16 protein-coding genes are annotated in these 24,509 nt (G+C 66.9%); 8 read left to right on the top strand and 8 right to left on the bottom strand.

All coding sequences use genetic code 11. The features are described from left to right. Positions 1-137 precede the first annotated feature (137 nt). Positions 138-1,379 (top strand): GSCFA domain-containing protein, encoded by a 1,242-nt coding sequence (locus ACODSY_RS09045; RefSeq protein WP_488951383.1) that lies wholly within the window; start codon positions 138-140, stop codon positions 1,377-1,379. A 221-nt stretch (positions 1,380-1,600) separates the two neighbouring features. Here ACODSY_RS09045 and ACODSY_RS09040 read toward each other — a convergent pair whose 3' ends face one another. Then, positions 1,601-6,187: an Ig-like domain-containing protein gene (locus ACODSY_RS09040; protein ID WP_488951382.1), complete on the bottom strand. Its 4,587-nt coding sequence runs from the start codon at positions 6,185-6,187 to the stop codon at positions 1,601-1,603. A 28-nt stretch (positions 6,188-6,215) separates the two neighbouring features. Here ACODSY_RS09040 and ACODSY_RS09035 point away from each other — a divergent pair, with 28 nt between their 5' ends. Further along, complete coding sequence (locus ACODSY_RS09035; protein ID WP_488951381.1) at positions 6,216-12,725, top strand: RHS repeat domain-containing protein; 6,510 nt, start codon at positions 6,216-6,218, stop codon at positions 12,723-12,725. A gap of 702 nt (positions 12,726-13,427) precedes the next feature. Here ACODSY_RS09035 and ACODSY_RS09030 read toward each other — a convergent pair. Beyond that, on the bottom strand, positions 13,428-13,637 hold the full coding sequence (locus ACODSY_RS09030) for a hypothetical protein (protein ID WP_488951380.1): 210 nt from the start codon (positions 13,635-13,637) through the stop codon (positions 13,428-13,430). 452 nt (positions 13,638-14,089) lie between these two features. Continuing rightward, positions 14,090-14,374 carry a hypothetical protein gene (locus ACODSY_RS09025; RefSeq protein ID WP_488951379.1) on the bottom strand — a complete coding sequence of 95 codons (285 nt, stop codon included), beginning with the start codon at positions 14,372-14,374 and terminating at the stop codon, positions 14,090-14,092. Between the two features lie 48 nt (positions 14,375-14,422). Between ACODSY_RS09025 and argC the strand changes: the two genes are divergently transcribed. Beyond that, positions 14,423-15,403 carry an N-acetyl-gamma-glutamyl-phosphate reductase gene (gene argC / locus ACODSY_RS09020; RefSeq protein WP_488951378.1) on the top strand — a complete coding sequence of 327 codons (981 nt, stop codon included), beginning with the start codon at positions 14,423-14,425 and terminating at the stop codon, positions 15,401-15,403. 63 nt (positions 15,404-15,466) lie between these two features. Then, positions 15,467-15,952, top strand: a complete 486-nt coding sequence (msrB, locus tag ACODSY_RS09015; RefSeq protein ID WP_488951377.1) for a peptide-methionine (R)-S-oxide reductase MsrB — start codon at positions 15,467-15,469, stop codon at positions 15,950-15,952. A 63-nt stretch (positions 15,953-16,015) separates the two neighbouring features. Here the strand turns inward: msrB and ACODSY_RS09010 are convergent, their stop codons facing one another. The 5 genes from ACODSY_RS09010 to phaC form a co-directional block, all read right to left on the bottom strand. Then, positions 16,016-16,840, bottom strand: coding sequence for a GIN domain-containing protein (locus ACODSY_RS09010; RefSeq protein ID WP_488951376.1), 825 nt, complete (start codon positions 16,838-16,840; stop codon positions 16,016-16,018). 10 nt (positions 16,841-16,850) lie between these two features. Then, complete coding sequence (locus ACODSY_RS09005) at positions 16,851-17,417, bottom strand: DUF1700 domain-containing protein (RefSeq protein ID WP_488951375.1); 567 nt, start codon at positions 17,415-17,417, stop codon at positions 16,851-16,853. Further along, complete coding sequence (locus ACODSY_RS09000) at positions 17,414-17,740, bottom strand: PadR family transcriptional regulator (RefSeq protein WP_488951374.1); 327 nt, start codon at positions 17,738-17,740, stop codon at positions 17,414-17,416. Before ACODSY_RS09000 ends, ACODSY_RS09005 begins: the two co-directional genes overlap by 4 nt. 114 nt (positions 17,741-17,854) lie before the next feature. Next, the gene (locus tag ACODSY_RS08995) at positions 17,855-18,256 is read right to left on the bottom strand and encodes a lysozyme inhibitor LprI family protein (RefSeq protein WP_488951373.1); all 402 of its coding nucleotides are present in this window, start codon (positions 18,254-18,256) and stop codon (positions 17,855-17,857) included. A 4-nt stretch (positions 18,257-18,260) separates the two neighbouring features. Next, complete coding sequence (phaC, locus tag ACODSY_RS08990) at positions 18,261-20,213, bottom strand: class I poly(R)-hydroxyalkanoic acid synthase (RefSeq protein ID WP_488951372.1); 1,953 nt, start codon at positions 20,211-20,213, stop codon at positions 18,261-18,263. Positions 20,214-20,364: 151 nt separating this feature from the next. Here phaC and ACODSY_RS08985 point away from each other — a divergent pair, with 151 nt between their 5' ends. The 4 genes from ACODSY_RS08985 to glpX all read left to right on the top strand — a co-directional run bounded on the left by ACODSY_RS08985 (position 20,365) and on the right by glpX (position 24,464). Continuing rightward, positions 20,365-20,736, top strand: coding sequence for a hypothetical protein (locus ACODSY_RS08985; RefSeq protein WP_488951371.1), 372 nt, complete (start codon positions 20,365-20,367; stop codon positions 20,734-20,736). Positions 20,737-20,873: 137 nt separating this feature from the next. Next, positions 20,874-22,094 carry an LL-diaminopimelate aminotransferase gene (locus ACODSY_RS08980; RefSeq protein WP_488951370.1) on the top strand — a complete coding sequence of 407 codons (1,221 nt, stop codon included), beginning with the start codon at positions 20,874-20,876 and terminating at the stop codon, positions 22,092-22,094. A gap of 75 nt (positions 22,095-22,169) precedes the next feature. Then, positions 22,170-23,462 carry a homoserine dehydrogenase gene (locus ACODSY_RS08975; protein WP_488951369.1) on the top strand — a complete coding sequence of 431 codons (1,293 nt, stop codon included), beginning with the start codon at positions 22,170-22,172 and terminating at the stop codon, positions 23,460-23,462. A 48-nt stretch (positions 23,463-23,510) separates the two neighbouring features. After that, positions 23,511-24,464, top strand: a complete 954-nt coding sequence (gene glpX, locus ACODSY_RS08970) for a class II fructose-bisphosphatase (protein ID WP_488951368.1) — start codon at positions 23,511-23,513, stop codon at positions 24,462-24,464. Positions 24,465-24,509 lie beyond the last annotated feature (45 nt).

The following is a 24,509-nucleotide window of genomic DNA, read 5'->3' as shown; positions in this document are numbered from 1 at the left end:
CGTAAGCCAGCGCCGTGGTGATCGTAGGCCCAGCGGCCCCGGGAGCGCGCAAAGCGCGGCAGGTCATTGCCTGGGTTGACGGCTCACAATCATCTGCGATGGAACGCAGCATTGGGGCAGTGGGATAGGAATGGACGTTGGCAAGCATCAATCCCGTGGCCTACGCCAGAGAACTCGTCGAGCAGCGTCGACATCTCGACGCTACCTATCTCCTCGAGGCGACATTGCTCGTTAATGCGGATGACCACAGCGCTCGTCTGCTGCTCGCAAGGCTCTACATCGTTCTGAAGGAAAATCACTATCGCGCCCGAGCTCGCGTGCATCTCGAGCGACTGGTGAATAGCGGCGCCCCGACCGAGATCGCGAAGGCGGCGGCTGGTTTCCTCATCAAGAACGTCTATCTGACGAACGGGCCAATCGAGAGGGCGCGACCACTGCTCGAGGCGCACCCCGGCTATTTTTCACCGGAAGACGCCATTGGAATTGCAAATAAGATCGACGAGATCGACAAGTACTTGAAGGCGCCGGCCAAAGGGCGCCGGAGATCCGCGCCGCCGGTCTATCCCGCCCAGGTCGCGAATCTCGACGTGGCATTGAAGGGGTTCATCTTCAAAGAATTTGAAGCCCAGGTCGCGGGTAAGGACACTCGCGGAAGCTACTTCACCTTTGGCAGTTGCTTTGCGGGCAATGTCGCGCGCGCGATGAGCGCGGCGGGTGTGAGCGTCGAGAGTTTTTGGGTCGGGGAGGAGGTCAACACCACATTCTCAAACGTAAATCTCCTCCGGTTTATCCTCGGCGAGGAGGTCGAGTATAATGAATACTATCGTAGTGTTCTGGCTGGGCATGACGTGGGAAGGCTCCGCAGCTCCCTCGTGACGGCGCAAAATGTCATCTACACGCTGGGTGTCGCCCTCGCATTCTTTGAAGATGGCGCCCGATATCTTCCGCACACGCCGGCAAATCTACGAACACTTCTGAAAAGCGAAGCGGCTATCTATCGGTTCTCGACGGTTGAGGAGAACGTTCGCGAACTGGAGACGATGGGCGACCTCATACGTAAACACACGCACGTGCGGAACGTCTTCCTCACCGTCTCGCCGGTCCCATTGGCGGCGTCGCTTCAGTCTGCGGCCGCCGCTGTCGACGACTCGGAGAGCAAGGGCATCCTGAGGACCGCCGCGGGTGTCATGTGTCGGAAGGACGCCGAACTCTTCACCTACTTCCCGAGTTTCGAGGCCTTCCGTTGGCTGCCGTCCTTCCGCGGGGAGGCCGCATTCGGGCGCGACGACGGAAGCTTGAGACACGTCAACAGCGACATGGTGGATCGGGTTGTAGCGGCCTTCATGACCAGCGCGAGGGTGTTGCCAAACGTCGCCTGAGACCAGCCTGCAAGCCCGGTGGCGCAGTCCTGGCCATGCCTCGCTCGCCTGTAAGCCCGGTTATCCAGGAACTCTCGGAGCCGACCCTCGGTTGGCGAGCCCGGAGACGGCCACCGGCGGACCTCATGGCGCGAGTCGACCAGCCGCGGTTGCTGGTGCACGCGCTGAAGCGGGGGCCGAGCTTGTCCGACGCCATCCTGTGAGGCGCGGCGGCGAGCGACCTAAGAACTCCATCCGGCGTTGAAGCCCGCCGGCGGCGTACCGACGAACGAAGCTCCCCCGAAGTTGGCGGTGCCCTGGTCGGCCTTCGATGCTCCCGCCGAAGGATAGACCACCGTCGAGCCGCCGAGCGCCACAGGGATGTTGAGTCCTCCCGTGTTCGAGGCGGGATCGGCGGAGCTGTTGTTGTTCCAGTTGGCTCCGCCGACGCTCACGCGCTTGAACCAGACCTTGTCGTTGTCGAGGTCTACCGCCACGCCAATGGTCACGCCCGCACCGGCCGCGCTAGCCGCACCGGTGCTGCCCGAGGTGCCGTCGATGTTGTTGTAGATGTTGCCGTCGCCACTGAAGTAGCCATATTGGAAGGCTGTTCCGGGAACGCCATTGCCCAGTGGGCCGACGCTCATGGTCCCATTGCCCAGGCCCACGACCTGACCGTCGCCCATGGCGTTGAATGTCACTTCAAAATACCATTTCCCACTGCTCTTCCCGAGGACAGCCTGGACGTACTGCCAGTTGTAGGAACCGAAGTTGGTTCCGAGGTAGGTCTTGTCGCCGTTGCTCAGGGTGATCGAAGACGCCTTGCGCGACGCGTTCCACACGGTCGGCGTCGTGGCGGCCGCCACGGTAAGGTTCACCGTGCCCGTCGCGGTGCCGCCACGTCCATCACTTACCGTGTAAGTGAAGCTGTCGGAGCCGCTGTAGGCGCTGTTTGGAGTGTAGGTGACCGATGCGCCGCCCGAGGCCACGCTGACCGCCCCGTGACTCGGCGTGCTGGCGCCCGTCACGACCAGCGGATCGCCATCGACGTCCGTGTCGTTGGCCTGCGGTGTGATCACTTTGGCGACGCCGTAAGCGACGCTCACCGTGTCGATTACGGCCACAGGCGATGAGTTCGGCGGCGGTCCGCCGCTGGTCGAGAAGGTTCCACTGCTCGAGAAGGTATGGATGGTGTAGCCGCCTGACCAGGTGATGGTCCCGCCGAGCCCAGTATAGGCTCCGGTTGGATAGCGGATGATCACGGACCCCGATCCGCCGTTGCTGGTCCACACACCGCCGCCGCCGCGGCCGGGAACAGCGGCGGTCCCGCCGACGACCGCTGCGCCAGCGCCGGACGCGCCGGCAAACACCTGGGTGAAGATGCCATTCGCTTCCCAGGGATTGCCCCCGGCGCCGGACCCGTAGATGAGCATGGTCCCGCTGATATCGCTGGCGATCCCCGACCCGCCGTCGCCACTCTTGACGGTGCCGCCCCAGCCGCCGGGGCCGCCTGCGCCGCCGCCGCCGCCATAGGCGTAGCGGTAGCGTGTGCCGCCGCCGGTGTAGCCCTGGCCGGGCGTGCCGGCGCCACCGGGCACGAAACCGAAGGCCACGAAGGGATTGTCCGGCGGGACGCCGCCGCCGCCGGCTCCGCCCGGCTTGCCGGGCATGCCCGCCGCGCCACCGCCGATCGCCACGATCGGCCCAAGGGCGCTGTCCTGGCCGTTCGTGGCCGGCGCCCCTGTGACACCCCCGGCGCCCACGGTGACGGACAGGCTTCCGAACGCCAGAGATAGCTTTCCAGTACGTACACCGCCGCCGCCGCCGCCGGCATAACCGCCGCCGCCGCCGCCGGCCACGACCAGATATTCGAATGCAGGCCCGGGCGTCACGGTCACATTCACCGTCGCGGTCGACGAGGCGAGGCCATCGGATACCGTGTAGGAGAAGCTGTCGCTGCCGGTGTAGCCCGCATTCGCCGTATAGATGATCGACTGGCCGCCGAGATTTATGGCCGTGGTCCCGTGAGCAGGAGCGCCCACGCTCGCCACCCGCAGCACATCGCCGTTCGGGTCGGAATCGTTTATCCGCGGATCGAGGATCGCGCTGGCTCCCGAGGTGGCTGCCAGGGTGTCGTTCACCGCGACGGGTGCAGCATTGTTCGCGGTGGTCGTGAGTGTCCCCGCCGCAGTAAACTTATGAACCGTGAAACCGCCGACTTGGGTGATCACGCCTCCCGTCGCGCGCGGAGGGCCGGCATAACGCAAGACGACGACCCCGGAACCGCCCGCGCCGCCGGGGGCGGCGTAGTCGTCCCATTCCAAGAATGCACCGCCGCCGCCGCCGCCGCCGCGGCCTGCAGGTGCTGAATCGCCCGTGTAGGTCGTGCCCGCTCCAGCGCTGGAATCACCGCCCGGCGCGCCCTGGATCATTGGGCTGCCGTTCAGTCCCGTGGCCCCACCTCCGCCACCCGCGGCATAGGAAACGGGTGCGCCCGTCAGGTCGCTGACGATCCCCTGCCCACCGACCCCGGCAATTGCGGACTGTATCTGACCCCCGGGGGCGCCCGCACCGCCGCCCCCACCACTGAGGCCCGTCCCGCCGCTGTTGCCCTGGCCCGAGGTTGCCGCGCCAGCAGGAGCGCCCCCACCACCCGATCCTCCGGCCTTCGGAGAGCCCAGGAAGCCGCCGCCGCCCCCACCGCCAATCGCGGTAAGGGCCCCGAACGACGAGTCCCCACCATTCTTGCCGGCCATGTCCTCAGCCACGTAGAGAGTGCCCCCAGCGCCGCCGCTGCCGACCGAGATCGCGCGTGCAGTCGCCATCGGAAGTACGGCCGTACCCCGCAGAACGCCCCCCCCACCACCGCCGCCGCCGCCGTAAGGGTAGCCGCGGCCGCCGCCGCCGCCGCCCGCCACGACCAGGTAGTCGATAGGCAGGGCGTTAACGGCGACGGTCGCCGAAGCGGTCGCGCCCTCGTCGTCGGCGACTGTGTAGATGAAACTGTCGTCGCCGGTGTATCCCGGCGACGGGGTATAGGTGACCGTGTGCCCGCCGGCGGCCATCGAGACGGCGCCATGGGACGGCTGGGTGATCGCCGTGATGATCAGCGGATCGCCGTCGGGGTCTGTATCGTTGGCCAGGGGATCGAGGGTCACCGCGGATCCACTCGCCGAGAGCGCGTCGCTGACCGGCGTGGGGGGGGTGTTCGCGGAAATCGTGACCGATACTGTGCCGGCCGCGGTGGCGCCGCGAGCGTCGGTGAGGGTGTAGCTGAACGCGTCCCGGCCGGCTCCGCCGGAATTGGCGGTGTAGGTGATTGTCTGGTTGGCATTGAGGACCGCGACGCCCTTGGCGGGCGACGTTGCGATCGCGGTGACGGTGATGGCGTCGCCGTTGGGATCGGCGTCATTGAGCCGCGGATCGAAGGTGATCGGCGAGGTCCGTTGCGGCCAGATGGTGTCGGCTCCCGCAAGCGGCGGCGCGTTTGAGAGCGTGAGGTTGACGGTCGCGGTATCGGAACCGCCCCGGCCATCGGAAATGGTGTAGGTGAAGCTGTCGACGCCCGAATAGCTGACCGTCGGAACGTACTCGATCACATTGCCGCCGACGATGCTGACCGTCCCGTGGGCGGGATTGGTCTTGGCGGTGATGGTGAGGACGTCGCCGTCCGCGTCTAGGTCGTTCGCGGTGGGTCGCAAGCTGTTCAGACCGTCGACGAGCGCTGTCACCCGGTCGGAGACCGTGAAGGTATCGGCGACGGCGTCAGGCGTATGATTCGCGCTTGGCCGGACGAGAACGCTGACGCGGGCGCTTGCGACGCCGTTGTGCCCATCGGCGACGGTGTAGAGAAAGCTGTCGGCGCCCAGGTAGCCGGGATCGGGCGTGTAGGTGACCGACGCCCCGCCGTTGATAACGGCGGCACCGTGCGGTGGGTCTTCCACGCTGCTGATGGTGAAGGCGTAGCCGTCGAGGTCCTGGTCGTTCGCACGCGGATCGAAGGTCACCGCTAATCCCGACGTCGCGATATTGTCGGGCTGGGCGATGAGTGGGCTGTTGGCGACGGCGGCGGAAAAGAACCTGAGGTCGCCCACCGCAACCTGTCCGGAGAGCGCGCGGCGGATGCGGATGTACCGCGCTGTGACGCCGCCCAGCGCCACGGAGCGCGATGCACCCGGCGAAACGGCGTTTATCGTCGGGCCAGCCGACCACTTCGTCCCGTCGATCGAATACTCGACGACGGTGTCGTTCAGATCGTCCAGTGTCGCGCCCACCGCCGAAGCGATCGCCGGCGCCACGTCGATATGATTGACGGTCTGGGCGCTCCCGAGGTCGGCCCGGATCCACGCGTTCGCCTCGTTGGCCGTGGCGTGGATGGACGCGAGCGCGTTGAAGTCGCCGTCCTTCAACGCCCCGGCGGTCGCGAGACCCGTCGTTCCGGCATTTGACGAGGCCGACCAGGCGGTCGGGGTGATTTCCTGGAACTCGGCGCCGTTGCTCACCCGGGTGCGGTTGCCGGTCCCGTCATAACTGTAGACGACCTTCCGGCCGTTGGCATCGATGGCGGAGAGCACCCGGCCGAGGGCGTCGTAGGTATATTGAGTCGACTGAGCGCCGAGGGCGGAAGCCGGGAACACGAGAGCCGTGGTCGCCAAGAGGACGCGCGCCAGCCCGACACCCACACGCCGCATTTCGTTCCCCCCGTCGCGCACGCAAGCTTGGCCATAGAAGCCGGGGCCGGCGCCCAATTGCAAGAGGCCGATCGGCAACTTTGCGTCGATCAACGAAAGATTTTGTCGGCGGCAGAACGACGATTGACGGTTGTTCAAGCTTGGCCATAGGGTCGCCGCGGAGTCCATGGTCACGACGATCCTTGGGGGGATGGGGATGGTGTCAGGAGCAGTGGTCCGCGCGTGCGTGGCGGGCCTGGCAGCGACCTTCCTCTGGGCGACGGCGCAGGCGGCGCCCTCCACCAAGATTGGCGCCGCGCCGCTCGTCTCGCCGGCCGCGGCGGATGGCTACTTCGGCAGTGCGACGACGGCCACCAACGGGACGGGCGCCAGCGGGCGCGCCAAGGAAGTGGTCGAGCTGGCTCGGGCGCTCAAGGGCGATCCGGACCTGATCTACGAACACGTGCGCAACAACATGGCGATCAGCTGGACCTATGGCCTCTCGAAGGGCGCGGTCGGTGTGATCGTGGATCGCTCCGGCACTGCCTTCGACCAGGCTCAGCTGATGATCGAGCTCCTGCGCCAGTCCGGCTATACGGCCGACTACAAGCTGGGCACGATTACGCTCTCTGGAGCCCAGTTCGAGGCCTGGAGCGGGATCACCTCAGCCAAGGCAGCCTGCCAGCTGCTGTCGTCAGGCGGCATCCCGGCGATCGTCAACGGGAGCACGACGGCGGACTGTTCTTATGGCGCTGCCACGGTCAGCTCGGTCACCCTCAGCCACGCGTGGGTGAGCGTCGTCATCTCCGGCGTCAGCTACCTCTACGATCCCGCCTACAAGGACCACACCTTCAAGGCCGGCGTGGATCTGGCCACCGCCACCGGGCTCAGCGCAGGCATGGCCATGGGCCAGACGGCGACCACCTCCACCCTGTCGGGCGTGCCGTCACTCACGAGCTACAACGCCACCGGTCTCAATACGGCTCTGGCCACGGCGGCCACTGCCCTTGAGACCTACATCGACGCCAACGTCGCCTCGGGCGGCGTGGCGGACGTGGTCGGCGGAAGGTCCATCAACGCCCAAACCATCCCCCCTGGCGGCCTGCGGCAGGTGTCGCTGCCCTACACGACGAACGTCCTGCGCACGATCACCGGGGCGATGCCCGACCAGTATCGGGCGAAGCTGACGATCAGCCTCACCAAGGCCCGCCCGAGCGCGGGACCCGACACGATCGTCAGCAACAGGGTGGTTTACGGCGACGAGGTCTACGGGCGCCGGCTCACCTTCGAACCCAATTTCGACACCTCAGGCGCCAGCTTCACGGCGGCACTGAAGCTCACGGGAGACCTGGGCGAGGCCCTGACCCTTGCGAGCTTCTCGAATAGCGACAATCCAAGCTTCAGCCGTGGCGCCATCACGTTGGCGTTGAACTTGCCCTATGCGGCGAACAGCGGCGGCTACATGGATGCGACCGTCGTGCGCAACGTCGGCTACGCCCTGCCATTCACTATCGTCACGGGTTTCGGCGACACCGGCCGTGGCCTGATCGACAAATGGGGCCAGCGGCGGGACACCCCCCTGCCGTCGCCGCCGGACGCAGCCTGCCCGGTCTGCCAAGTTACCTACAAGGCGTGGAAGGGTGACGGCCGGCGAGAGACCATCGCGGCCGCATGGCTGGCGCAGGCTGCCCGGGCCGGGCAGCTGCACGCCGCCATCGGCAAGGGCGTCTTCGCCCAGCACTACGCGCTCGGCGTCTCCGCCGCGGATACCGTGGTGCACCAGACCCCGAACGGCAGCTACTGGATCACCGACAGCTTTGACCGGGTTGACGCCGAAAGCGGCCTTAGTTTCACCAGCGTCACCGCCGACGCCGCCTCGCGGCGCGGCGCGGTCTTCGCCACGGTCAGCACCATCGCCGCCCTGAAAGGCTCGGTCCCGGCCCAGGTCGCGGACCTGCCGGACGTCGGCAGCGTCGCCAGCCGCTTCGCCTGGGGCAATGCCCCGCCGGCCGCAGAGGACCCATACGCGCCGGGCGCGCGGGCCTTCCTGGAGTATTCGAACACCACCCAGGCGGGGCAAGCCTTCGCGCTGTCTCGGACCGAAGGGTTCGACACCGCCCCGACCACGGGGATCGACTACCCGGACCGCATGCCGATCGGTCCCGCCGAGACAACTGCGCGCCGGCAGGCCGTCGCCGACGCGGTCTCGGCCTATGTGGCCGACGGCTTCACGGTGGTCGCCTCGAGAGAAGGCTTCCTCGGCCCCGGGCAGCGCGCCGGCGGCCTCATCCCTGAGGCGGGCGGCAAGGTCTCACACGGCTTGTCGCCGCAGCGGGGCGGGGCTCTGGTGGCCATCAAGTATGACGCGGGGGGCGATCCGATCGAGGTAGCTGATCTCCTGGTCAATCCCAATGGTTATGCCGACGCCGGCGGCGGCGGCGCGCAAATCTACCATCAGGCACAGTACGACCCGGCCACCTCAGCGGATGTCGTGAAAGGCCGCCTTGAGCGCGGGGCGGTGGGAGCGGTGCTTGTGGCGAGCCCGGCGGCGACGAGTGTCGGCCAGGGCGCGTTCCCCTTTTCCCTATCGGCCAACCTCACCTGGCGGGGTAGTACGCCGCGCGACCAGACCTTCGAGACGGGGGCGCACCGCGAGCCGCAGGGCGGCTGGATCACCCCGTTCACCAACACCCTGACCGTCTCCAGCTCCGGCCTCGAAGCCATGGGCGAGACCGACGTGCGCGCCGCAACCGGGACCATCGCCGCCTTCTTCGCCGCCCAGGACGCGTACAGGTCGTCGCCCGGCCTCAAGCGCGAGGTGGCGGGCCAGGTGATTACCGCCTGGTGGCTTAAGACCCTCGCCCAGAACGTGGCCATGGCGGCCGTGGGAAACGAGACCCGACAGTGGATCCGCAAGCCGGGGGGGACCTGGTTGACGCCGGGCGCGGCGACCTACGGAACCTTGACCCAGACAGGCGCCGCCAGCGTGAGCGCTTGGCATCCGCAGAACAGCCCCACCTGTCCGGGCATCAACACTGTCTACGCCCAGACCCGCGGCTACTGGATGCGGGACGTGAGCTTCAAGGTGACCAACGGGTCGGGCGACGAGCAAACCTTCGCCCACTGGGTGAATCCGATCGCCGAGGCCGGCAGCCCGCCGAAGTGCGCCGAACAGCATGGCTTCCGGCTCACCACCTGGGCCTGGCCAGGCGGCGCAAGCCTTACCTTCACCTATGAGCGCGTGGGCGGCGACCAGACGAAGATCGAGGTCCTGTCGAGTGTGGGCAACAACCTCGGCCTCTGGGTCAACTTCACCGACGGAGGTCTCAGCGGCTTGTCGGTGAGGAAGGGCCTCTACGGGTCCGCGATGATGCCGGTCACCGTGACGCAAAGCGGCGCCCAGGTCACGCATACGGACGCCGGCGGGGCGGCGACCAAGTTCGAGATGGCGACTCTCGGGACAGGGGACTTCGCGAAGACTGTCGTCGATAAGATCTACGCCGCCGACGACGCAGGCGCCGCGGCCACGCAGTATGTCTACGACGCCCTTGGGCGCGTCGCGCAGATCAAGGACCGCCTTGTCTTGGCGGGCTCGCGCGCGCCCACGCAATATTTTCTGGCCGATGGCCTGCGCAGCGAGATTCTGAACGCCGCGGGGTATAGCGGCACCATCTATGCCGACGCACAGGGCCGGCCCCTACGCACGATCGGCGGGGCGGGCGCGGTCAGCACCGTCGCCTATGATGGGCGCGGTCGCCCGACCCTGACCACCTCGCCCGACGGGGATCGCACGAGCCTAGAGTACAATCTCCGCAACCTGGTCACCAAGACCACCCGCCTAGCCCGCGCGGGCTCGGCGGAGGCGGGCCAGACTCTGGTCACCGAAGCCGCTTGGCACGCGACCTACAACCACCCCATCTGGACCAAGGACGCGCGGGGCGCACAGACCGACTACACGTTGGGCGGCGGGGTCGTGACGAAGGTGGAGCTTCCGCCGGCGACGACGGGCGCGACGCGCCTTCAGGCCAACCAGTACTTCTATGGCAGCGGCCTGCCCATGTCATGGGTGTCGCCCACCGGTTTCACGCGATCCGCCACGTATTCCGAGGGAGGCATCTGGGACACCCTGACCAACGTCATCTCGTACGGGACCCTGCAGGGCGACGAGCCCGACGTCTCCGGCAATCCCGGCCGACTTCGCCGACCCCGGGGCGGCATGCAGAAGATTGTCTACGACGCTGTGCGCCGCCCGACACTGATCACCGAGCCGCAAGCGACCCCAGGCACCTATTGCTCGCATGAATACAATCCCGGTCACTGCCAATCGACGCCCGACCCGGTTCACTGGGACTGGAGCCTTCCGGCCGGCGTTTCGCGGGCCGCCCGGCGGCTGACCTACGATCCGGTCGGCCGGGTCACCAAGGTGGAGCGGGGCACATATGTCGGCACGGCCTTTACGCCGTTCGAGACCTACACCTCAGAATACGATGCGGTCGGCAACCGCATCAAACAGGTGGGCCCCGCGAATGTCGTGCAAATAAGCTACGACGCCCTGAACCGGCCCGTCTGCACCGCGATCCGCATGAACCCGGCGGTCTACGACGCCCTGCCGGCGGATGCCTGCCAGCCTTCCGCGTCGGGCCGCTTCGGTTCCGACCGAATCTCCCGCGTGAACTACGACGCCGCCGGCCGCGTGGTCAGCGAGGAAGGCGGAGTAGGCTCGCCCCTGCAACAGGTGACTGCGCGCTACGCCTTCTCCTCTGGGGGCCAGCGCCTGTCGCTCACTGACGCTAGCGGCAATACCTCGGGGTTCGAATACGATGGGTTCGGGCGGCTCAAGCGCCTGCGCTATCCGGCAGCGCCGCGGGGATCCGGCCAGATCTCGACGACCGACTATGAGGAGTACGGTTACGACCCCAACGGCAACCGCACGTCCTGGCGCAAGCGCAGCGGGACGACGATCACCTACGCCTACGACGCCCTGAACCGCGCCACGAGCATCGACCTGCCGGGGACGGCCGACGACGTCTACTACACCTACGTGGACGCCGACCGGAAGGTGGAGGGCCGGGTGGGGTCGTCCACCGCGACGTCCTTCACCTACCAGAAGCTCGACGAGGCGGGGCGGCTGGTCGAAGACACCCTGGTGAACCCGCACCCCTACGCGTCGAGCATCGCCGGGACCGTCACTTACGATGTGGAGGGCAACCGGACGGCCAACGCCACCTTCGACCTCGCCAACCGCTTGCAGGCGGTGCAATGGCGGCGGAACATGTACACGCCGATCCTGACGATCGCATCCGCGACCTACGACCCGCTGTCCCGCCTTGCCCGGATCGACCGCGAGAACGGTGTCGCCACGACCTACACCTATGACGGGGCGAGCCGGCTTGTATCGCTGTCGCATGCCTCTGCGGAGAACCCTACCGACGGCTCGCACCAGACCTTCGCCTATAACCCCGCCGGCCAGCTTATCGGCCAGCAGCAGGTCTCGGACTCTTCCGTCTGGAGCGGCCAACCCACCACGACGTTGAACACGACCCATGATCAGCTCAATCGCGACGCCGCGATCGCGGCGGTCTCAGGGTATGACGCCGACGGAAACCTGCTCTCTGATGGAACGCGCACTTTCACCTACGACGCGCTGAACCGGCTGCGCAGCGTCACCGGCGGCCCGTCAGCCGTGACCTTGACCTATGATGCCTGGGGCCGGCTGGCGAGCACCACGGCGAACGGGGCGACGACGAGCTTCCGCTACTTCGGCCCGACGCTGGTGGAGGAGAACGACTACGGCCTGCCGGGCGCCGAGAAACGCATCCGCGCCTATCTGCTCGGCCCTAACGACGAGCCCCTGGCCGCCATGGATGCGGCCTTCACGCACCCGCAGTACTGGTTCCATCAGGACCGGCTGGGTTCGGTGATCGCCACTTCAGATCATGGTGGCCGGATGACCCCGCTCACTTATGGCCCGTATGGCGAGCCGCAAAGCTGGTCGGGCTCCCGCTTCCGCTACACTGGCCAGATGGCCATCCCCGAGGCCCAACTCTATCACTACAGAGCGCGGGCCTTTGATCCGGTGCTGGGACGGTTCCTCCAAACCGACCCCATCGGGTACGACGACGGGCCCAACATCTACGCCTATGTAAAGGGCGATCCAGTCAACGCGACCGATCCGTCTGGCACAGAGGATTCGACTTTGCCATTGGAGGTCTTCGGCGGCAGCGCTCTTGGCTCCTGGCCAGTCTTTGTTACGGGGGGCCAATTGCCGGTGGCTCTCGAGCCTCAATTTGTACTTCCAGATAGTTTCGAGATTGCTGGACTAGACACCAAGGCGATTGCGAAGTCCGCCTGCGCTGCGGCAACCAATGCACTGAGGGACAACATAAAATATGTTGGCAGTTACCAACTCGAGAATCGTTGGGACGACATCGCTAAGTTGGAGTACGATCTAAGCAGATACACGGTGGCTGCAGAAGTAGAGGATTATCTTTCGAAATGGGGGGAGGTGACAAGCTTGTTTTCCGGCGGGTCAGCGGCTGCTCTTAATCTTGGAAAGAGGGCCGCAACTGCGCTCGGACTTGGTGTGTTCACAGCTTCAGAATTCTTAGATAAGTTCGCAAATTCTCAAAATAAGGCAGACGCTACCTCGGCGCGCCTCAATCAGCTTAAATATTGCGAAGGCAAGGGGATGGGATGAATAGGTTTGTGCGACTAATATTCTATGAGATGGTGATAAACGTAGCATTGTATTTGATTTTGTTTAGGCTCAGCGTGCCACCTGCTGAGGTCGTTTTTTGGCTATTACCTTTCTTTGTGGCTGCATCGGCCCTACCGGCGATTTGGTATTTTCGCGGGCGCAAAGCGTCGAAAAGGCTCCCCGGCGGACAATTGCCAAGTTCGCCTCGCTCTAAAGATCGTTAGCATGTGGCAGTTAGTGGCCGACGGGTGGGTTTTGCCGGTTGACCGCCTTGGGCCGCGCAGATCACTCCCAGTCGGGTCACGCGGTGGCGCGCCCAGACCACCTTGACCACGTCCGTGAAACAGCCCCCGAGTTCATGACCGCAAGCTCCTCGGCACGACGAGCCAGACAGTGGCGTCGGCGCGGCCTCCACAACCGCTCGCGCGACGGCCCAGGAGTTGATCGCAGCCGCAGCCCACGGCCACGACGTGGGTGGCAACGACGCTCCTCGGCCCAGGTTGCCAGGGATGGTGCGACCCTTCCAACCCACTCAATCGGGCGACAGCCAGCCAGATCGCATGGAGTCCTAGCCGCATCCGCAGCAGGCACCGGAGCGAATCAAATTGATCGCGAGGCGTTGGGCGGGGTGTAGCACCGCGGAGAGGTGGGGACGGCTTCGGATTCTCGGCGCTTTGGTGAAATTTCGGGTGGGACGTGGAGTCAGGCGGCACGCTTCTCGACGCGTTGGATCGTGGCGCGCGAAACGCCGAACTCCTTCACCAGGGCGACAAGGTGCCGCCTCCTACTGAGGATTTCAACCTGATCGGACGGCGGGAGGGCAGATGGTCGCCCAAGCTTGCACCCCTCCGCCTCGCCACGGGTGAGGTCAGCCTGGCCGCCTTCCACCGGCAGGTCGCGTTCAATCTTCACCACAGCGGCGTTAAGCTTTGCGCAACGCGCCGATCGCGACTCGCGCGCGTCGCCGGCATCGAAACCGCGCCGATCGGCCGCTCAAGACCGCACCATCAGAGGTCAGACCGGGGCCTCGAATCTGCGCGACCGTGCGCGCCAACAGGCTCTCTTAGCCGCCTTCTATCTTGCGCCGCAAACCGCGTCAGGGGACAAAGAACTGTACGCCGAGTGGCACCGGGACGGTGCTGGATAACGGCCTGGGGTGCCTCGGGATTTTCGCCGAATGCATTCAGGACCTTGGTGGGGTGCTCTGTTGCCCCAGAGGGTTCGGACTTCGTTGGTCCGCTCATCGGGAAGTCCGGTTTCCGGCCAAGTGGAGAGTTCGCGGAAGCAGTCGGGAGTCGCTGCCAAGGGTTCGTCGATGAGCCGATGTGGCAGCGCAGCGATTGGAGGCTAGGGTGAGCGTCCGCCTACTGCAACATCATCCGCCGCGCGTTGACGTTTTCGCGACGGCCGTGCATGGGCACATAGAGACCTTTGCTGAGCAGCCGCGTGCACCACCGCACCGGCAGCGTTGGTGTGGCTTCAATTTGCCAGGCGGAACCAAAGGCGAGCTGAAAATGCGCTTCACAGATCGTACACAGGAAATCGTTGGCGGAAATTTCCGATGAATAACAATAAGTTATCGAGCTTCCAGTTCTCGAAGCGCTAACCGCGCGCGACAACTCGCGTTTGCGGAAGGGCGCTTCGGGCAACCGAGGCGCCCTTTCTCTTTTCCGGTCTGTTCTTACCTGGGGACCACCATGGCTCACACAGTCTTCATCGATGGCGAAGCCGGCACCACCGGGCTGCAGATCCGCGATCGGCTGGCGAACCGCTCGGACCTGGAGGTCCTTTCGATCGACCCCGCCCGGCGCAAGGACGCCGAAGCCCGCGCCGAGCTGCTGAACGCTGCCGACGCCGTGGTTCTTTGCCTGCCGGACGACGCGTCCCGCGAGGCGGTGTCGTTGATCACCTCGAACAGCGTGAAGGTGGTGGACGCCTCGACGGCGTTCCGCACCGCGCCGGGCTGGACCTACGGCTTCCCAGAGATGTCGCCGACCCAGCGCGACGAGATCCGGGCGTCGAACCGCGTGTCGAACCCCGGTTGCTATCCCACGGGCTTCATCGGCCTGGTGCGGCCGCTGGTGGCCGCGGGCCTGATCCCGGCCGACTTCCCGCTCACCGTAAACGCCATCTCCGGCTATTCCGGGGGCGGCAAGGGTCTGATCGCCGAGTTCGAGGATCAGCCCGCGCCGGCCGGGACCCGTGACGCGTTCCGCGCGTATGGCCTGACGCTGGCGCACAAGCATCTTCCGGAGATGCAGATCCATACGGGCCTCAGCCATCCTCCGGTGTTCGCACCATCGGTCGGCCGCTATGCCCAGGGCATGCTGGTCGAGGCGCCGCTTCAACTCTGGGCCCTGCCTGGCAAGCCCTCGCCCGCCGACCTGCATGTGGCGTTGGAGGCGGCCTACGCGGGCGAGGCGTTCGTCGAGGTGGCCAGCGGCGCGGAATGCGCCGAGCTGCAGAAGGTCCGTTCAGGCGCGGCCGGTTACGTGCAGGCCCTGGATCCGGAGGCGTTGAACGGCACGAACCGGATGCGTCTGTTCGTCTTCGGCAATGCCGACGGCAGCCAGGCGCGCCTCGTGGCGCTGCTGGACAACCTCGGGAAGGGCGCGTCCGGCGCCGCCGTGCAGAACCTGAACCTGATGCTGGGCTTGGCGGAGGGGGAGGGGCTCTGAATCCGCGCGACGGGGGCTTGTAACTTTCGCCGCGGGACGCACGTATTTGCAGGTATGAGCAACATGTCCCTCGATCGTCGCCGCCTCGTGATGGCCACCGCCATCGCCGCCCTCGCCCCTTCGCTGGCGCTGGCCGCCAGCAAGGACGCCTACGCCAACTCACCCTTCCGCAAGATCACCGACGCCGAATGGAAGCAACGCCTCCAGCCGGCCAGCTACCAGGTGCTGCGGCGCGAGGACACCGAGCGGCCGGGCACGAGCCCGCTGCTGAAGGAGCATCGCAAGGGCACGTTCGCCTGTCTGGGCTGCGGCCTGCCGCTGTTCAGCTCGACGACGAAGTTCGAGAGCGGCACGGGCTGGCCCAGCTTCTACCGGGCGCTGCCCGGCGCGGTGGCCACGAAGACCGACTACAAGATCGGCGTTGCGCGGACCGAGTACCATTGCGCGCAATGCCTGGGCCACCAGGGCCACGTCTTCGACGACGGCCCGCGCCCGACCGGCCTGCGCTACTGCAACAACGGCCTGGCGCTGAAATTCATCCCCGCCTGACGCGAAGCCTCCGAGAAAGGACGGCCCGGGACGGCGCAGGGTCCCGGGCCGCCAGTGACAGCCTTAGAGCTTGGAGCTCTTCGGGCTGGGAGACGGTGATGCTGACGGTGAAGGCGAAGGCGACGGGCTGATCGACGGCTCGCCCTGCCGAATGCGGCCCGCGCCGCTGACGTCGGTCTCGAGCCGCCCGGGGTTCGTCAGGAGGCGCACGTCGCTGGCTCCGGAGATGTCCAGCCTGGCCCAGTCGGTCGGCGCGATGGTGGCCTCCGCTGCGCCGGAGATGTCGACGTCTGCGCCTTTCGCTTTGAGCTTGGCGAGGTCCGCCTCGCCCTTGCCGGACATATCGATCTCGACCTCGTCGACCTCGCCAGCCGCGGTGACCTCGGCGACGCCCGAGACGTGAATGCCGAGGTTCCTCTGGCGGTAGTTCTCGATGGCCAGGCTGTTGGCGCCCGAGACATCAAACCGGCTGATATCGGGCGCGCGCACCACGATGGTCAGCTTCGGACGCCAGTGGGCCCCATGATGATCGTAGCGGATGCTGTCCCCGCGGACGATCACCTCGTCGACTGCGCGCTTCGGCCCGGTGATGACCACGCTGGCCGCTCCGGCCTGCTGGATGTAGCGGACGTCCGCCGGCAGATCGATGTCCAGGCTGTCGGCGCCGCTCCACGCCAGCGTGCGCGTGCCTTCCGGGCCGAAGTCCGCCGAGCGGCCGCGGCCGTGCTCATCCCAGCCCCAGTCCCAGTCGGCGTCCCAGTGCTTGCTGCCCAGCATCCAGCCGCCGCGCGTGATGGCCTCGGGGCCGCCGATGGCGACCGCTGCGGCCAGGGAGCCGACCGAGAGCACGAAGCCCGCGATGGCGATCATGAAGAGAACGCGGATCATGACGACGGCCTCACGCTTGCGGTTCGAGGGCCGGCTTCAGCAGCCGGTAGTGGAGGCGCCCGTACCAGACGAGCGCATTCATCAGGCCGATCGAGACGATCGTCAGCAGCGCGCCGGCCGAGGTGGAGCCGGCCATGACCCCCAGGCCGCCGAGCAGCGCGGTGGCAGGTCCCCCGGGCGGATCCATGAACGGACCCGCGGCGAAGACGAAGGCGCCGGCGAAGAAGCAGACGATCGCGGCCACGAAGAGCCCGACGATCGCACTGGCCACGCCCATCAGGATCGGAAGCAGGACCAGGATGTCGATGGCGCCCAGGCCCAGGACCGCGAAGACGGCGGCGGCGGCCGACGAAGGGCTGCGTTCCTCGCGCCAGCGGGTGACCGTGCTTTCGGCGCGGATCTCGCGGGCCAGACGCTCGGGCGACCCGAGCGCGGCGGCCACCTCGGCCTCGGTGCGGCCCGCGGCCTCGCCGTCGGTGAAGTGCGCCTCATAGTCGGCGACGATATCGGCCACGGTTTGCGGGGGCAGGCCGCGCAGGCCCTCCCGCAGCCGGGCCATGAAAGCCTGGCGTGTCATTGCGCCCCTCCAAGAATGGTGTCGACGGCGGCCGAGAACGACTTCCAGGCCGCCGACTGCGAGTTGAAGCTCTTCTTTCCGGCCTCGCTCAGCCGGTAGTACTTGCGCGGCGGACCGGCCGAGCTCTCGACGAGATAGGTTTCGACGAGGCCGTCCGACTGAAGCCGGCGCATCAGCGGATAGATCGTGCCTTCACCCATGCCGATAGCGTCGGCGAGCCGGCTGGCGATCTCGTAGGCGTAACTGTCGTGCTGGTGGAGCAGGGCCAGAACGCAGAGTTCGAGCGCCCCCTTCTTCAGCTGGATTTCGATGGCTTCGGGCACCCGACTGGTCCCTCCTTGCTGACTCATTGAGTACGGCAAGGTAGTGAGTGGTGCAAGGTAGCTTGTATTAAACGTTAGTAATGCATCGTCAGTTCGCCGGGCGGGCCGTGGCGATCAGTCCTTGTGCCCGCCGCATCCCATGTCGCCCTCGGCGCAATCGAGCTCGGCCTGCAACGCCTTGGTCCGGGCGTCGGTGATCTCTTCCAGGCACAGGGACAGCGAGGCCGGATAGAACGAGCCGCCGCGGGAGCCCGCGCGGGCGGCGCAGTCGAGGTCGCGGAAGGTGATCCACGCCCGCTGGGCAGCCCGCAGGCGCTTGGCGCCGTCGGGCGAGGCCTGGGCCATCAGCCTCGCGTAGGTCTGGTTCAGCTCGCGATCGGCGATCGCGCGGCGCCGGTCCGCCTGGGCGTTGATGTCGCGCTGGGTCGGCCCGTCCAGGTCCGGCCGCGTCCCGGCGAGAACCGGGGAGGCGGCCAGTGTCAATGCGGCCGCCGCGGCGAGGAGCCGTGTGCCCACCGCGCTAGCTCTTCACCTTCACATACTCGCCGGGCGCGTCGCCCAACGGGGCCAACGGACCTTTGGCGGGGTCGCGCGCGGGAACCTTCTTGCCGGACCGGGCCTGCAGCCAGGCCAGCCAGTGCGGCCACCACGAGCCGGGATGCTCCACCGCGCCGGCCTGCCACTCCTCCAGCGAGGCGGGCAAAGCGTCGTTGGTCCAGTGCTGGTACTTGCTGGCCGCGGGCGCGTTGATCACGCCGGCGATGTGGCCGGACCCGGCCATGGTGAAGGTGGTGGGGCCGCCGAACAGCTTGGCCCCCTTGTAGACCGAGCGGGCAGGGGCGATGTGGTCTTCCTTGGAAGACTGGACGTAGACTGGGACCTTCACCTTGCCGAGGTCGATCTTCACGCCGTCGAGGGTCAGTTCACCCTTGGCCATGGCGTTCTCGCCGTAGAGCCGGCGCAGGTAGAAGGTGTGCAGCGTCTTGGGCATGCGGGTCTGGTCTGAGTTCCAGAACAGCAGGTCGAACGGCTTGGGCTCCTTGCCCAGCAGGTAGTTGTTCACGAAGAACGACCAGATCAGATCGTTCCCGCGCAGGGCGTTGAACGTGTCGGCCATGGTCTGGCCGGACAGCACGCCGCCCCCCTGGTCCATCTTGGCCTCGAGGTCCTTCAGCCAATCCTCGTTGGTGAAGAGCAGGAGGTCGCCGGCTTCCGAGAAGTCCTGTTGCGCGGCGAAGAAGGTGGCCGAGCCGATGGAAGCATCTCCCTTCGCCGCCATGTGGGCCAGCGTGGCCGAGAGCAGGGTCCCGCCGATGCAGTAGCCCACGGTGTTCACGTGATCGACGTCGGCCTGCTTCCGCGCGGCGGCCACGCCCTCGTAGATCCCCTGGCGCATGTAGTCTTCGAAGGTCTTGGTCGCGAGCGCGGCGTCGGGATTGACCCACGAGGCCACGAAAACCGTGATCCCCTGGCTGGCCAGCCATCGGATCATGGAATTCTCGGGCCGGAGGTCGAGGATGTAGAACTTGTTGATCCAGGGCGGGAAGATCACCAGCGGGATCTCGAACACCTGCTCCGTGGCGGGTGAGAACTGGAGCAGTTCGATGATCTCGTTGCGGAACACCACCTTGCCGGGCGCGGTGGCGACGTTCTCACCGATCTTGAACAGGTCGTAGTCGGTCTGGGCGATCGAGAGCTGGCCGCCGCCGCGCTGCAGGTCGGCCTGGAAGTTCTCCATGCCCTTCACGAGACTGGCGCCGCCGGTCGCCATGACCTCCTTCAGCGCCGCGGGATTCGAGGCGAGGAAGTTCGAGGGCGAGAAGGCGTCGGTCAGCATCTTCATGAAGAATTCGACCCGACGCTTCTCCAGCGGGTCGACGCCGTCCACCTCCGCCACGAGGTCGTTCAGGAAGTTCGCGGTCAGCAGGTACGACTGCTTGATGACGTCGAAGACGGGGTTCTCCGACCAATCGGGGTCGTTGAAGCGCTTGTCCCCCTTGGCGGGGGTGACCACGGGCGCCGGCGTCTCGCCGCCCGCGCGCCGGGCGGTGCTCTGCCAGAGATCGAGATAGCGGGCGAACAGGTCGGACTGGGCCCGCATCATCCGGTCGGGCTGGGCGGCGAGGCGGCTCATGACCTGGGTGAGGGCAGGCGCGACGTGGAAGGGGTCGGGCGAGAGGGCGGCCGGCCGATCGGCCTGGCGCAGCGCCATCTCGGCGATCGCGCCCTGGGCGGTGATCGCGGCCCGGGCCAGGTTCATCGACAGCAGTTCGAGCTGGGCGCGCTGGTCGGCCGTGAACGCCGCTGGGTCGAACGCGGGCTGGAAGGAAGGTGACGCCGGTTGCGGTGGAGGCGTCGCGGCTTCAGGCTTGAACGTCTTGGCCTCGACGGTGGCCTTCGCCGACTTTTTAGCGCCCTTCTTGGAGCCTGCTTTCTTCGAGCCCTTTGCGGGGGCCGAGGTCTGCTCGCTCATCCTGTCGTTCTCCCGAATGGCGCGATCTGAAGCCGCGCTCTTCCGCATGCGTCGATCATCGCATAAGACCTTGGCGCAAATGAATGCGTCGCGCCCGCTTTTTCCGACTAGCCCTGGTGTCGCCAGGGGGCTCGCCATCGCGGCGGGCTGCGTGATCCTAAGCGGCTGTGTCGGCAATCCGTTCAAGGACACCAAGGTGGATCCGGCCTCGCCAGTGGCCGCCGACGTAGCCCGGATGACCCGTCAGTCGGGCAAATTCCCGACCTTCGCCGGCATTCCCAAGAAGCCGACCGACCTGCGACCCGTGGCGCAGTACGGACAGGACGCGCGCGCTGTCCTCGCGCAGGGCGAAGCGCTGACCCAGGCCACGGCGCCCGGAACCTGGACGCTCCAGGGCACCGATGACTTCGCGGCGAAGGCCCGCAGGGACGCCGGCCCGCAGATCGAGCCGCCCAAGCCCGGCGACGCGGAGGCCTTCGCCCGTGAGCTGCGGGAGCGAGCTACCCCGCCTCCGCCGCGCTGACCTGCACGGATCAGGCGCCGCGAGAGGCACAAAAAACCCCACAGCCGGCTTGGCGGACTCCCGCCCGGAGTCTATCGAAGCCTGACGTCAGCTCGCAGATCGGCCGCATGGGCGAACCGCGGCGAAAGAGCTTAACTATGACACCCGAATTCCACCGCATCCGCCGCCTCCCGCCCTACGTGTTCGAGGAGGTGAACCGCATCAAGGCCCGGCTGCGCGGCCAGGGCACGGACATCATCGACTTCGGCATGGGCAACCCCGACATGCCGACCCCGAAGCATATCGTCGACAAGCTGGTCGAAACCGCACGCGACCCGAAGGCCGGCCGCTATTCGGCTTCCAAGGGGATCGCCGGCCTGCGCAAGGCGATGGCCGGCTACTATGCCCGCCGCTTCGGCGTGAAGCTGGACCCCGATCGTGAGGTGATCTCGACGCTGGGGTCGAAGGAGGGCTTCGCCAACCTGGCCCAGGCCCTCACCGCGCCGGGTGACGTGATCATCTGCCCCAACCCAGCCTATCCGATCCACGCCTACGGCTTCATCATGGCCGGCGGCGTGATCCGCCACGTGCCCGCGGGCAGCCCAGAGGAGTATCTGTCGGGCATCAGCCGCGCCGTGAAGCATTCGGCCCCGCCGCCCAGCGTGCTGATCGTCAGCTATCCGTCGAACCCGACGGCCCAGTGGGTCGACCTCGACTTCTATAAGGAAGTCGTCGCCCTGGCCCGCAAGCACGACCTGCTGGTGCTGAGCGACATCGCTTATTCCGAGATCTACTTCGACGACAACCCGCCGCCGTCGCTGCTGCAGGTGGAAGGGGCCAAGGACATCGCCGTCGAGGTCAATTCGCTCAGCAAGACCTTCGCCATGGCCGGCTGGCGCGTCGGCATGGTGGTGGGCAACGAGCGGATGTGCGCGGCCCTAGCGCGGGTGAAGTCATACCTGGACTACGGCGCCTACACCCCGATCCAGGTGGCCGCCGCCGCGGCGCTCAACGGGCCGACCGACTGCATCGATGAGATCCGCGGCATCTACAAGTCGCGCCGCGACACCCTGGTGGAATCCATGAAGCGCGCCGGCTGGGACATCCCCGCGCCGCCCGCCTCGATGTTCGCCTGGGCCAAGCTGCCGCCGCAGTACGAGGAAGCCGGCTCGATGCTGTTCTCCAAGCTGCTGATCGAAGAGGCCGGCGTCGCCGTGGCTCCTGGCATCGCGTTCGGTGAGTACGGCGAAGGCTATGTCCGCATCGGCCTGGTCGAAAACGAGCACCGCATTCGCCAGGCCGCGCGCAGCGTGAAGAAGTTCCTGGCCAACTCCAACGAAATCCTTGGGCGGGCGCACAACGCCCTGGCGGCGCAATGACCCTCCTTCGCCAAGGCTTCGGAGGGCGGAGCGTAAGGGGGCTATCCTTCGAAGCTCCGCAAGGAGCGAAGTAGGATGAGCGATCGAAAAACCTGGCGCGTCGGCGTTGCCGGCCTCGGCACTGTCGGCGCGGGTCTCCTGACCTTTCTCTCCGAGCATCCTGACTTCGCGCCGGCCGGCGGACGGGCGGTGGTCACCGGCGTTTCGGCACGTTCGCGCTCGCGCCCGCGGCCCTTCGACATTTCCAACCTGCCTTGGTTCGACGATCCCGTGGCGCTGGCCAACTCGCCCGAGGTCGACCTGTTCGTCGAGCTGATCGGCGGCTCCGACGGTCCGGCCAAGGCCGCGGTCGAGGCGGCGCTGAGCGCCGGCAAGCCCGTGGTGACGGCCAACAAGGCGCTGATCGCCGAGCATGGCGCGGAGCTCGCCGTCTTGGCGGAGTCCAAGGGCGCGCCGCTACTGTTCGAAGCCGCGGTCATGGGCGGCGTCCCGGCCGTGAAGATGGTCCGCGAAGCGCTGGTCGGCGACGAAATCAAGTCGGTGGCCGGTATCCTGAACGGCACCTGCAATTACATCCTGACCGAGATGGAGACGACTGGCCGCTCGTTCGCCGAGGTCCTGGCCGAGGCGCAGCGCCTGGGCTACGCCGAGGCCGATCCGACCATGGACGTCGGTGGGTTCGACGCGGCGCACAAGATCTCGATCCTGGCCGCCCTGGCCTTCGGTTGCGCGCCGAACTTCCCGGCCGCCGAGATCGAGGGCATCGATCAGGTCGACTTGCTCGACATCCGCATGGCCAAGGACCTGGGCTACCGCATCAAGCTGGTGGCGTCGGCCGAGCGTTCCGCCGATGGGGTCCTGGTGCGGGTGCATCCGTCGCTTGCGCCGCTGAACCATCCGCTGGCCCAGGCGGGCGGGGCGCTGAACGCGCTGTTCATCGAGGGCGCACGGACCGGCCGGATCTTCGTCCAGGGCCCAGGGGCCGGGGCGGGTCCGACGGCCGCGGCGGTGGCCGCTGACATCGCCGACGTCATGACCGGCGCCGTCCGCCCGGTCTTCCAGGCGCCCGCGGCCTCGCTGAAGCCGTTCGATCCCATCGATCCGTCCAGGATGATGGGGCGCGCCTACCTCCGCTTCCTCGTGCGCGACGAGCCGGGCGTCATCGCCGCCGTGTCGGAGACCCTGGCGGAGGCGGGCGTCTCGATCGAGAGCTTCCTGCAGAAGCCGACCGAGGGTGCCGAGGGGGTGCCGATCGTGCTCACGACGCACGCCGTGGCCGAGTCCGCCCTGGCGGCGGCTGTTGAACGTATCGCAGGACTTCCAGCCGTACTGGATCGTCCTCACCTGTTGCGGATAGCTCGCATCTAGGGTCAAACGCGCCTCGAAAGATCGGCGCTCGCTGGGGTTGGAGACGAGATGGGTTCTGAAGTTCTGGAACGCGGGTTGGTGCTGGACGCGGTCCGCGTCACCGAGATCGCCGCGATCGCCGCCTGGAAGCTGGTCGGGCGTGGTGACGAGAAGGCGGCCGACCAGGCCGCGGTCGACGCCATGCGCACAGCGCTGAACGATCTCGACATCGACGGGGAGATCGTGATCGGCGAAGGCGAGCGCGACGAGGCGCCGATGCTCTACATCGGCGAGAAGGTCGGCAAGGGGAAAGGCGCGAAGATCGATATCGCGCTGGACCCGCTGGAAGGCACGACCCTGACGGCGAAGGCGATGGCGAACGCGTGCGCCGTGATGGCCTGGGCGCCGAAGGGCACGATGCTGAACGCCCCCGACACCTACATGGACAAGATCGCCTGTGGCCCCGGCTATCCGGCGGGCGTCATCGACCTGGACAAGAGTCCCGCGGACAACATCAAGTCGCTGGCGAAGGCCAAGGGCGTCGAGCCCGAGGCGATCACGGTCTGCATCCTGGACCGTCCGCGACACGCCGACATCATCGCCTCGGCCCGTTCGGTGGGCGCCCGCGTTCATCTGATCACCGACGGCGACGTCGCCGGCGTGATCAATACGACTGATCCGGAAACCGGCATCGACCTCTACGTCGGTTCGGGCGGCGCTCCGGAAGGTGTGCTGGCCTGCGCCGCGCTAAAGTGCGTGGGCGGCCAGTTTCAGGGCCGGCTCGTGTTCCGCAACGCCGACGAGCGCGCCCGCGCTGCCCGCGTCGGGATCACCGATCTCGACAAGAAGTACGACCTTCACGAGATGGTGCGCGCCGACGCGATCTTCGCGGCCACCGGCGTCACCAAGGGCGCACTGCTGGACGGGGTCACCTACTCCGGCGGCTTCGTCCACACCCACACCCTGGTCATGAACTCCGCCACCCGCACGGTGCGCGAGGTGCGGATGAAGCGCCCCGTCTGACGACCGGCGCCGTCGCGAATTCAGACGCCGCCTGGGCTGTCCCGG

This window comes from Phenylobacterium sp. FG114 (assembly GCF_057809855.1).
This window is presented reverse-complemented; position numbering and strand designations above follow the sequence as displayed.